Raw genomic sequence first — 11,727 nt, forward strand, 5'->3', positions numbered from 1 at the left:
AAGTGATCTATACGAGCTCCTTTATTCCATTTGTTCGTCTTTAAATTCACTCTATTTCGTTATGTCTCACACTCTTTTTTGTTTTTCCCAATATATGATTGATAAAACTAATGACATTAGTTAAAATAAAAACTAATACCATTAGTTTTTATTTTGATAATAGGGGATGAGGAAATGAGAATAGTTCGTGAGAAAATGTTGTATCAATTGACGTTTTTGCCTCGATTTTTTCCAGTGAATTGTTATTTAGTCGAAGAGAAAGACAGTCTTACGTTAATTGATGCGGCTCTTCCTTACAGCGCGTCAGGTATTTTGAAAGCTGCAGATCAAATTGGAAAACCGATTACTCGAATTGTTTTTACTCATACTCATGAAGATCACATCGGAGCGATTGATAATTTGAAGAAAAGTTTGCCGAATGCTTCTGTTTATATGTCGCAAAGAGATTATCGATTATTTTCAGGAGACTTCACACTAAATTCTGAAGAACCTCAAAACCCAATCCGTGGAGGAATACCAAAACTAGGAAAGATTTCAACTAAAATTGATCATTTCATCGAAGAAGAGTCTTATATAGGCTCACTTGCTCCTATTTTTACACCTGGACATACACCTGGGTCTATGTCTTTTTTAGACCAGAGAACAAACGCATTAATTGCGGGAGATTCTTTCCAAGTGCGGGGAGGAGTTGCCGTATCAGGTCAGTTAAAACCGCTGTTTCCGTTTCCTGCCTTTGGAACATGGAGCAAAGAGCTAGCGCTTAAAAGTGCAGAAAAGCTATATGAATTAAACCCGTCACTTCTTGCTGTTGGACACGGAAGAATGCTTTCTCAACCGCTAAAATTGATGGGAAAAGCAATACAACAAGCAAAAGTAAAAATAGAAAAGAGGAGATGAAGGGATGTCGCCACGACAAGGACTAGATTTCAAAAAGGTTATTCAAACAGGTGAAAATTTGGCCAATCGTGAAGGGTTTTATGCTGTTACAATTGCTTCATTAGCCAAGGAATTAGATGTTCGCCCTCCGTCTTTGTATAACCATATAAAAGGGTTAGAAGAGCTGCGCAAAGAAATGGCTTTAAGCGGACTGCAGCAGCTACACTATCTTCTAAAAAGTGCTGTTGAACATGCTTCTGCAGAAGACGCTGTTTATCAGCTAAGTAAATCTTATGTTTCATTTGTAAGAAAGTCTCCCGGAATATACGAAGCAACGGCAACGGTAGCACCAAGGATACAGGATGAAGAAGTACAAAAAGCATCTGATAACATCGTGTTTTTAGTGCTGGAGGTGTTAAAACCGTATCACCTTCCGGAAAATGAAGCCCTCCATGCTGTTAGAAGTCTCCGCAGCATTTTACATGGGTTTTCTTCTTTGGAGCAAAAAGGGGGATTTGACATGCCGTTGAGTACTGATGAGACACTAGATTTTTTAATTCGTACGTTTGTATTGGGGCTACACCGGTATGAACAGACCCCATAAATTTCATTAATGCCACTAAGCCTAACGCTTTAATGGAAATTGAAAAAAAACAGAAAGAATGATAGATTACAAATAAAGACATTTATTCCTATTGTTTTAGGGTTGTTACTGATGAAGCAGGCAAAACCTAAGCTGCAAGGACAGAAAAGGTAGTTTCTGTTTGTTGCTGTTTAGGTATTTTTTGCTTTTGTTTAAAATAACCAGCTCTTTTAATTTATTTTATAAAGGGGAAATCTTCTGAGAATGGAGAGAAACAAACATGCTTAATTCAAGAATGATCGTCATATTAAGAGAACTAATGTCCGTACAGTCTACATTATCAACCGTTACGAGCGAATATTTAGCAACAGTAAATCAGGTATCTTCTCGAACTATTCGAACGGATATAAAACAGTTAGATGACATTTTGTCTCAGTACGGGGCCAAAATTAAATCAGCTCGAGGGACGGGATATGAACTTAGCGTTTTAGATGAAAAACAATTTCATCAGCTATTAAAAGAACTTTCGGCTAATCAATTATTTGATTCAACTTCTATTCCAACCGTTCCTGATGACCGCGTGCATTATTTAATTAAAAGACTGCTGCTAGCAGACGAATATTTGAAGCTCGAAGATTTAGCAGACGAGTTGTATATTAGCAAATCAACGGTTCAAAACGATTTAAGAGATGTAAAAAAACAGCTGTGTAAGTATGATGTTCTTTTAGAAAAACGTCCTAACTACGGCTTGAAAGCTAAAGGGGACGAAATGAAAATGAGATTTTGTATGTCTGAGTACATATTTAACCGAAAAGATAAAGAAGTAGATATGGTATACAATGAAATATCCATCCTGCCCCAAGAATCAATCTTAACGATTAAAGCCCACATTTTAAATCAAATAAAACGATACAATATTATGGTTTCAGATATTGGATTAAACAATTTAATCATTCATTTAGCAATAGCTTGTAAGCGAATACAAGAAGAAAATTTTATCTCTTTGTATTCAGAAGACTTGCTTGAAATTATGGAGCATAAAGAATATGAAGTAGCAGCTGAAATTGTAAGGGAAATTGAAAAGGCCTTCAAGATTCGTTTTCCCAAATCAGAAACAGCGTATATTGCCATTCATTTGCTAGGTACAAAAATGCTCAACAGTAGCAATCATGAAGACAAAGAAGTGAAGCAGTTTATTGCCGCAGATATTTATGAATTAACAGCGGCTATATTAGAAGCAATTGAAAAAGAGCTTCATTTAGGAATTAGTGAAGATTCAGAGCTGATTCTTGGCATGAGTTTGCATTTGAAACCGGCTATCAACCGCTATAAATATGGGATGAATCTGCGAAACCCGATGCTTGAAGGAATTAAGAGTCATTACCCTCTTGCTTTTGAAGCTGGAATTATTGCCGGGAAGGTTTTAAAAAATCGCCTTGAAATTGACATGCATGAAACGGAAATTGGCTATTTAGCTTTACATATTGGAGGGGCCATTGAACGTCGGAAAATTATCAATCAGCCTAAGCGCTGTTTGATTGTATGCGCATCGGGAGTAGGGAGTGCCAAGCTATTATCATATAAGCTGCAGGCTACGTTTGGATTAAATCTTACTATTTTAGGAACAACTCAGTATTATAAGCTTCACCAAATGTCGCTGCACTCTTTAGATTTTATTGTTAGTACCATTCCAATTCCAGAGGATCTTCCTGTTCCTGTAGTACAAGTAAGTACAATTCTAGGAAACAATGATTTTAAAAAAATTGAATGTTTAATGAAGAATAAACCGCAGTCTTCGTTAGAATACACGAAAAAAGAATTAGTATATTTACAGCAAGAATTTCAAACAAGAGAAGAAGTGCTTCATTTTTTAGGAGAGAAATTAACTCATCTAGGACTAGTTCCTTTTCAATTTATAGAATCTGTTTTTGAAAGAGAAGCTGCATCCCCAACAAGTTTTGGCAATCTCGTTGCGATTCCGCATCCTATGGTTCCTCAAACGGATACGACGTTTTGGGCTATTTGCACGTTAAAAAAACCGATTATGTGGGAAGGAAATCTTGTGCAATTTATTTGTCTTTTAAGTGTAAAAGCGAATAATCAAGGCGATTTGCAGAAGATGTACAGTTTGTTGGTTCGCGTTGTGGATGACAAGCAGGTCGTGCAGCGCTTAGTAAAGTGCAAGGATTATGAGGAGTTTATAGAGGTATTTACGAAAAATATTAGATAAAAGAAGTCCAAGAGAGGGGCTTCTTCCTTTATCTGAATGTTCAAACATAATTTTTCCGTTACTAACGGAAAAAGGTTGTGTATAAATGTAAGCGCTTTTATTTTAAGATAAAACTATCAACAAAACAGATAGCAAAATAAAAAAATGGGGGAATGACAGATGAATATTCTATTATGTTGTGCAGCTGGAATGTCTACAAGTTTACTAGTAACAAAAATGGAAAAAAGTGCTCAGGACCAAAGCACGGAGTATAAAATTTGGGCAGTTCCTGGTGACTCTGTTCGCAACCATATTGATCAAGCAGATGTACTGTTATTAGGACCTCAAGTGCGCTACTTGCTGCCGCAGCTTAAGAAGCTAGGTGAAGAAAAAGGAGTGCCAGTTGACGTTATAAATCCTGTTCACTACGGAACGTGTAATGGAGAACAAGTGTTAAAATTTGCAGCTCAACTAGTTTCAAAATAGGAGTGTGGACTACATGAGCAAATTTAATAGTATGCTTGAAAGCAAAGTAATGCCTATCGCCGGAAAAATGGCAGGTCAACGCCATTTACAAGCACTTCGAGACGGTATTGTTCTGACAATGCCGCTCATTATTATCGGTTCCGTATTTTTAATACTATCGAATTTACCGATACCAGGTTACAACGACTTTATGGCAGGGATTTTTGGAAAAGAGTGGGCCACAAAAATGGCGTATCCAGTTGGAGCTACATTCGATATTATGGCGCTGCTTGCTTGTTTCGGAATAGCCTATCGATTAGCTGAAAAATATGGAGTAGACGCTTTGTCCGCAGGTGCTATTTCACTTGCTGCCTTTTTACTTGCTACGCCGTATAAAGTGTCGTTTCTCCCAAGCGGCGCTAAAGAAGCTATTTTAGTAGACGGCGGAATTCCAACCGCTTTAATGGGAAGTAAAGGACTTTTCGTAGCAATGATTGTCGCGATTCTCTCTACGGAAATTTACAGATGGTTTATTCAAAAAGATATTGTCATCAAGATGCCTGATGGAGTTCCACCCGCTGTTGGAAAATCGTTTGCCGCTCTTATTCCTGGCTTCACGGTAATAGCATTTATTTGGATTTTACGTTTGTTAGTAGAACAAACGCATTTTGGAAGTCTGCATAATATCGTTGGAGAATTGCTTGGAAAGCCTTTAGGTGTGTTAGGCGGCAGTTTAGGGGGTACGCTAGTTGCCGAGCTTGTTATTATGCTCATGTGGTCTTGTGGACTTCATGGAGCGAATATTGTCGGTGGAATTATGGCTCCAATTTGGTATGGAGCTATGGATGAAAACAGAGTTGCATTTGCTAACCATGAAGCATTACCCAATATTTTCACACAGCAGTTCTTTGACATTTGGATTAATATCGGAGGCAGCGGAGCGACACTAGCTCTAGTCGTTGCCATGATTTTAAAAGCGCGCAGTCAACAAATGAAGCAGCTTGGTAAATTAGGAATAGGGCCAGCTCTTTTTAATATCAATGAGCCGATTATCTTTGGACTTCCGATGGTGATGAATCCAATGATGCTTATTCCGTTTATTATTACCCCTCTTGTGACGGTAGTAGCAACCTATATTGCCATGTCGACAGGACTGGTAGCAAAACCAGCAGGTATTGCGGTTCCTTGGACCATGCCTCCGATTATTTCTGGCTATTTGGCCACAGGAGGAAAATTATCGGGTGCAGTTATGCAAGCTATTAACATCGGCATTTCTGTTTGCATTTATTATCCTTTCTTTAGAATGTGGGATAAACAAAAATTCACTGAAGAACATGGTATACAACCTGCAGTTGAAGGGGTACCAAGTGATACACAGAAAGATATTGTGTGAGGAGGGATAAAGAATGGAAAGCGTTCAAGAATATATTTTTAAATTAATCTTACACGGTGGAAACGGCAGAAGTTCAGCAATGGAAGCGATAGCGGCTGCCAAAAAGGGAGATTTTTCAGAAGCGCGTGAAAAGCTTACACAAGCTGGGGAAGAATTAAATGCTGCTCATCATATCCAAACGTCGTTAATTCAAGGAGAAATTAGAGGGGATAGCACAGAAATTTCTCTGCTCATGATTCATGCTCAAGATCATTTAATGAATGCGATGACGGTAAAAGAAATGGCTACTGAATTTGTAGATTTATATGAAGCAATCAAAATTTCTGGGGGGATTACATTATGACAAAAGGTATTAAAATTGTAACGATTGGCGGAGGTTCAAGCTATACGCCTGAACTAATAGAAGGGTTTATTAAACGATATGATGAACTTCCAGTTCGAGAACTGTGGCTAGTAGACGTGGAAGAAGGAAAAGAAAAATTAGAGATTGTTGGAAATTTAGCGAAGAGAATGGTGAAAAAATCAGGTTTGCCAATCGAGGTTCATTTAACGTTAAATCGAAGAGAAGCACTAAAAGATGCGGATTTCGTAACAACTCAATTTCGCGTTGGCTTGTTAGATGCACGAGCGAAAGATGAAAGAATCCCGCTTAAATACGGGGTGCTCGGTCAAGAAACAAACGGACCGGGGGGATTATTTAAAGGACTTCGCACCATTCCTGTTATTTTAGATATCTGCCGTGACATTGAAGAGTTATGTCCAGAAGCTTGGCTGATTAACTTCACAAATCCTGCTGGCATGGTAACAGAAGCTGTGCTTCGCTATAGTAACATTAAAAAGATTGTAGGACTTTGTAATGTGCCAATCGGAATGGAAATGGGGATTGCTAAGCTGCTTGATGTAGACCACTCTCGCATTCGAATTGATTTTGCTGGTTTAAATCACATGGTCTACGGATTAGATGTATATGTAGATGGTATAAGTGTCAAAGATCAAGTTATTGATTTATTGAGTGATCCAACTAACAGCAGCTTTGTGAAAAATGTAGCAGGACTTGGATGGGAGCCAGAATTCACAAAAGCGCTAAATGCGTTAACGTGTCCATATCACATGTACTATTACAAAACGCGTGAAATGGTAGAAAAAGAGCTTGTTAATTATGAAAAAGGTGAAACCAGAGCAGAAGTCGTGAAACAGTTGGAAAAAGAGCTGTTTGAACTGTACAAAGATCCTAACCTAGACATTAAACCGCCTCAATTAGAACAGCGCGGAGGTGCTTATTATAGTGATGCAGCGGTTCGATTGATTACATCCATTTATACGGATAAAGGCGATATTCAACCTGTAAACACAGTGAACAATGGCGCTATTGCAAGCATTCCAGCTGATTCTGCTGTAGAAGTAAGCTGTATCATTACAAAAGATGGTCCAAAGCCAATTTCAGTCGGCGATCTTCCCGTACCTGTCCGCGGTCTTGTTCAAACCATTAAGTCATTTGAGCGGATTGCAGCTGAAGCAGCAGTGACAGGAGATTATGACAAAGCTATTTTAGCATTAACCATTAATCCTCTTGTTGCTTCTGATAAACTAGCTAAACAAATTGTCGATGAGATGTTAGAAGCTCATAAAGATTACTTGCCTCAATTTTTTAAAACGGTTCAAGCTTAAAGTCAAGCTGTTCGAATACAGTACGTATTCGAACAGCTTTTTCTGTTTATACAGCTAGATTTCTGACACCATCAATGTAACAATATAAAATAGAAACAGACAGCAAAGGGTGGCTAGAAATGATTCATTTATTAATTATGATGGTAGAACGAGTTGGAGTTATTGTCATTATAGGTTTTTTGCTAGCACATACAAAAGTTTTTCGGCAATTTCTCCGTAAACAGCAAGGTTATAAAGGAAAAGCTGTACTTATTTTTATTTTTTCTCTTTTTAGCATTATTAGTAACTACACGGGAATTGAAATTCAAGGAACGATTATTCGAAATGAAGATTTATTATTAAAAGTAGATCCATCAAGCTCGATTGCAAATACGCGAATTATGGGTGTGGAAATGGGCGGTCTGCTTGGCGGTCCTTTTGTTGGTTTAGGAGTAGGACTACTTGCCGGCGTTCATCGCTTTATGTTAGGTGGGAGTACGGCATTTAGCTGCGCTGTTTCATCCGTTTTGGCAGGAGTGTTAACTGGATATATCGGTTATGCCTACCGGAAAAAACATCGAACGATTACACCGCGCTTTGCTGCACTTGTAGGCATAGCGATGGAAACGCTTCAGATGCTGATTATTTTATTATTTGCTAAACCGTTTGATTCGGCATGGACGCTAGTGAGTATTATTGCTATTCCAATGATTATTGTAAATGGTACGGGAAGCTATATTTTCTTATCTATTATTCAGTCCATTTTACGGCAAGAAGAACAAATGAGAGCGCTTCAGACACACAAAGTATTATTAATCGCAGATCAAACTCTTCCGCATTTTCGGCAGGGTCTCACTAGTGAATCATGTGAAAATGTTGCAAATATTATTCATCGCTTCACAGGTACGGACGCTGTTTCGTTAACGGATACGCACAAAATTTTAGCTCATGTGGGAGAAGGAATTGATCACCATGTTCCTTCGCACAGTTTAATTACCGGGCTGTCTCACGAAGTGCTGAAGACGGGAAAAATTATGAAAGCAAAATCGAGAGAACAAATTGATTGTCAGCATAAAGACTGCCCGCTTCATGCCGCAATTGTAATGCCGCTTACTTCTCACGGTACTACCATTGGAACACTAAAAATGTACTTTAAAGATGCAAGCGGGTTAAGTCGGGTCGAGGAAGAGCTGGCAGAAGGATTGGCCAAACTTTTTTCAACTCAGCTAGAGCTCGGCGAAGCAGAGCTTCGAAGTAAATTGCTAAAAGATGCGGAGATTAAAGCTTTACAGGCACAGGTGAATCCTCACTTTTTATTTAATGCCATTAATACGATATCGGCGCTTTGCAGACAGGACGTAGAAAAAGCTAGAAAACTGCTACTGCAGCTAAGCATTTATTTTCGTTCCAATTTGCAAGGTGCAAGGCAGCTGCTGATTCCGTTATCAAAAGAGCTTGATCATGTTCACGCGTATTTATCGCTTGAACAAGCCAGATTCCCTAATAAATATGAAATTGAGATGTATATTGAAGAAGGACTAGATGATGTCTTGCTTCCACCGTTTATTCTTCAAGTACTTGTGGAAAATGCCATTCGGCACGCGTTTCCGCGCAAACAAAAACACTGTCGCGTAGAAGTTTATATTGAGACAAAAGATAAATATGTATACGTAAAGGTAAAAGACAATGGACAAGGTATAGACACAAAGCGATTGGAACTTATTGGAAATGAGCCTGTTTTTTCAGAAAAAGGAACGGGGACGGCTCTTTACAATATTAAACAACGTTTACATGGATTGTTTGGAAAAGAAACGACACTGGAGTTTGACGTAACAGAAGGAACAGCAGTTTCGTTTGTTATACCAATTGAATTAAAAAGCGAGGGTATGTAATATGCTGCGAGTACTAATAGTAGACGATGAAATGTTAGCGCGAGATGAATTAAAATATTTACTCCACCGAACGAAAGAAGTAGACTTCATTGAAGAAGCTGAAAGTATCGAAGAGGCGTTGGATAAAATGATGGATGAAAAGCCGGATTTATTATTCTTAGATATACAATTGTCAGATGACAGCGGTTTTGATATTGCGAAAAGACTTAAAAAAATGAAAACCCCGCCTGCTATTATATTTGCAACTGCGTACGATCAGTACGCTTTACAAGCCTTTGAAGTAGATGCAATTGACTATATTTTGAAGCCTTTTGATGAAGAAAGAGTGGTGCAGGCCATTCATAAATATAAAAAAATGCGTGTTCCTCATCACGCTGTTAAAGAAGAAGAACCGATAGGAGAGTCTTCTTCTCAAACGGGAAAGTTAGCGATTTCTGTAGACGATTCAATTGTGTTAGTAAATATAGAGGATATCTTGTTTGTAGGGCTAATAGAAGGAGAAGTTACCATTCAGACCATAACCGAATCCTATCATACTGCAGATACGCTGGCTATGCTAGAAAAAAAGCTCCCTTCTCAGTCGTTTGTTCGTGTGCACCGGGGTTATATCGTCAACGTACATCATATTTCCGAAGTACAGCCATGGTTTAATTCCACGTATAATTTAGTGATGAAAAACGATAAGCGAGTTCCTGTCAGCCGTACATATGCTAAAGAATTGAAGAAGCGTTTAGGAATTTAAGTAAGAGACAGCTTGCGTATGCATTTTAGCAGGCTGTTTTTTGCATTTCAAGGCTCGATTTTTGTAAGTGAGCACAAATATTCGACTCTTTGATTTGAAAACGCTTTCTGATGTGTTTTCATTTTATATAATGAAGTCAACAAACAGAGAGAGGTGAAAGAAATGAGTGCTAAAAAAGTGTATGGCTTTTTAACACAAGCATTTATTTTTTCCGTAATTATGTTGATTTCAGATTTTATTGCAGAGCATTTGCCTTTTCCAATGCCAGCTTCAGTCATTGGACTTGTGCTGTTATTTCTTGCACTCTGCTTGAAGATTATTAAACTAGAGCAAGTTGAATCACTGGGAACGGCTTTAACTTCTTTGATCGGATTTTTATTTGTACCAGCAGGTATTTCTGTTATGAATTCATTAGGTGTTATGCAGCAGTACGGCATTCAAATTTGTTTAGTTATCATCGTGGCAACGATTATTTTGTTAGGCGTTACAGGCTTATTTTCACAGCTTATACTTGGCATGACAAAAGATAATAAAGCAAAAGAAGAAATAAAAGATGTAGATATGAGTGAAAAAACAAAAAAACAGGGCATTGCGTAATATCAATTATAAAGAGACAAGGTGGTTGGAAAGATGAATCCGTATTTTGGAATCGTGGTTTCTTTAGCTGCGTACGGTATTGGAACGTATTTATTTAAAAAGTCAAAAGGGTTTTTCTTATTTACTCCTTTATTTGTGGCAATGGTACTCGGGATTGCTTTTTTGAAACTTGGTCACTTTTCTTATGAGGAGTACAGTAGCGGCGGAAAAATTATCAGCTTCTTTTTAGAACCGGCAACAATTGCTTTTGCCATCCCTTTATATAAGCAAGCCGATAAATTAAAAAAGTACTGGTGGCAAATTCTTTCTTCTATTGCAGTAGGATCAGTTTGTTCGGTAGCGATTATTTTTGCGATTGCTAAAGGTATTCATATGGATGAAGTCGTGATGAAATCAATGCTCCCACAAGCAGCTACAACAGCGATTGCACTGCCATTGTCTCAAGATATTGGAGGGATTCCTGCTATTACTTCCTTTGCCGTTATTTTTAATGCAGTCATTGTATATGCGCTGGGCGCATTATTTTTAAAAGTATTCAAAGTGAAAAATCCAATTTCAAAAGGATTAGCGCTGGGAACGTCCGGGCATGCGCTAGGAGTAGCCGTAGGGATTGAAATGGGAGAAGTAGAGGCAGCCATGGCAAGTATTGCAGTCGTTATTGTAGGTGTCGTCACAGTTGCCGTTATTCCACTTTTTGTTCAGCTAGTCATGTAATAAAAGCCTGAAGATGTCAGAAAAACTCTGACTTCTTCAGGCTTTTGTTTGTTAATACACCACTCCAAAATGTCGTGATGCGCAGTTTTGGCAGGTTGTATGGTCAAAAAGACTCTCAGGAATGATAAATTCAAAACAAAATTGACATTGTTTGAATTGACTTTGTCTATAAAACATTGTCTCTAAGAAAATAGCTGTAATATGTTCGGTTATACGCTTATGGGAACGTTGTTCTAAAGTGGACCATGGAATAGACTGATGCTCTATGTAAATCGGAGAAGAAGTATAGGGTGTATCCCATTGAATGGCTTGATATCCAAACGTAAGGCCATGACGTGCTGCTGATGTAAATATGATCAGGTTTTGATGGAATTCTGGTAGAGGTAATTCTAGTTTTTGATCTTTAAGCGATCTCGTTTTGGAATGAAGGTTATACAATTTAATTTGAAAATGAATCCACTGAGTGGCGTGAACGGTTATTGACATGTTTTAAACCTCCAATTCAGACTCTTTCTTTTATCATAATTGATTTCAAAATAAATAAATAGTAGGCAAAAAGAAGATAACAAAATTTTATATAGAGTACTTATAAAGCATAGAGAAAGGTAA

At 38.0% G+C, this 11,727-nt stretch carries 12 protein-coding genes; 11 read left to right on the top strand and 1 reads right to left on the bottom strand.

Annotated features, from left to right (window positions below):
* Positions 1-174 precede the first annotated feature (174 nt).
* From ACH0CI_RS22700 to lrgB, 11 genes are all read left to right on the top strand, one after another.
* Positions 175-897 (top strand): MBL fold metallo-hydrolase, encoded by a 723-nt coding sequence (locus ACH0CI_RS22700; protein ID WP_406902299.1) that lies wholly within the window; start codon positions 175-177, stop codon positions 895-897.
* A 4-nt stretch (positions 898-901) separates the two neighbouring features.
* Positions 902-1,480 (top strand): TetR/AcrR family transcriptional regulator, encoded by a 579-nt coding sequence (locus tag ACH0CI_RS22705; protein WP_406902300.1) that lies wholly within the window; start codon positions 902-904, stop codon positions 1,478-1,480.
* A 259-nt stretch (positions 1,481-1,739) separates the two neighbouring features.
* Positions 1,740-3,689, top strand: a complete 1,950-nt coding sequence (locus ACH0CI_RS22710) for a BglG family transcription antiterminator (RefSeq protein ID WP_406902301.1) — start codon at positions 1,740-1,742, stop codon at positions 3,687-3,689.
* Positions 3,690-3,848: 159 nt separating this feature from the next.
* The gene (locus tag ACH0CI_RS22715) at positions 3,849-4,154 is read left to right on the top strand and encodes a PTS sugar transporter subunit IIB (protein ID WP_028412318.1); all 306 of its coding nucleotides are present in this window, start codon (positions 3,849-3,851) and stop codon (positions 4,152-4,154) included.
* Between the two features lie 13 nt (positions 4,155-4,167).
* Complete coding sequence (celB, locus tag ACH0CI_RS22720; protein WP_048020047.1) at positions 4,168-5,526, top strand: PTS cellobiose transporter subunit IIC; 1,359 nt, start codon at positions 4,168-4,170, stop codon at positions 5,524-5,526.
* 13 nt (positions 5,527-5,539) lie between these two features.
* Positions 5,540-5,869, top strand: coding sequence for a PTS lactose/cellobiose transporter subunit IIA (locus ACH0CI_RS22725; protein ID WP_028412316.1), 330 nt, complete (start codon positions 5,540-5,542; stop codon positions 5,867-5,869).
* Complete coding sequence (locus tag ACH0CI_RS22730; protein ID WP_335707095.1) at positions 5,866-7,194, top strand: 6-phospho-beta-glucosidase; 1,329 nt, start codon at positions 5,866-5,868, stop codon at positions 7,192-7,194. Before ACH0CI_RS22725 ends, ACH0CI_RS22730 begins: the two co-directional genes overlap by 4 nt.
* A gap of 119 nt (positions 7,195-7,313) precedes the next feature.
* Positions 7,314-9,065 carry a LytS/YhcK type 5TM receptor domain-containing protein gene (locus ACH0CI_RS22735; protein ID WP_335707096.1) on the top strand — a complete coding sequence of 584 codons (1,752 nt, stop codon included), beginning with the start codon at positions 7,314-7,316 and terminating at the stop codon, positions 9,063-9,065.
* Position 9,066: 1 nt separating this feature from the next.
* The gene (locus tag ACH0CI_RS22740; RefSeq protein ID WP_406902302.1) at positions 9,067-9,807 is read left to right on the top strand and encodes a LytR/AlgR family response regulator transcription factor; all 741 of its coding nucleotides are present in this window, start codon (positions 9,067-9,069) and stop codon (positions 9,805-9,807) included.
* A gap of 162 nt (positions 9,808-9,969) precedes the next feature.
* Positions 9,970-10,404 (top strand): antiholin-like murein hydrolase modulator LrgA, encoded by a 435-nt coding sequence (gene lrgA, locus ACH0CI_RS22745; RefSeq protein WP_028412310.1) that lies wholly within the window; start codon positions 9,970-9,972, stop codon positions 10,402-10,404.
* Between the two features lie 33 nt (positions 10,405-10,437).
* Positions 10,438-11,118 (top strand): antiholin-like protein LrgB, encoded by a 681-nt coding sequence (gene lrgB / locus ACH0CI_RS22750; protein ID WP_028412309.1) that lies wholly within the window; start codon positions 10,438-10,440, stop codon positions 11,116-11,118.
* A gap of 51 nt (positions 11,119-11,169) precedes the next feature.
* Here the strand turns inward: lrgB and ACH0CI_RS22755 are convergent, their stop codons facing one another.
* Positions 11,170-11,604, bottom strand: coding sequence for a hypothetical protein (locus tag ACH0CI_RS22755; RefSeq protein WP_033578088.1), 435 nt, complete (start codon positions 11,602-11,604; stop codon positions 11,170-11,172).
* Positions 11,605-11,727 lie beyond the last annotated feature (123 nt).

The organism is Priestia sp. 179-F W1.4 NHS (assembly GCF_045369295.1).
GTDB classification, from domain to species: Bacteria; Bacillota; Bacilli; order Bacillales; family Bacillaceae_H; genus Priestia; species Priestia zanthoxyli.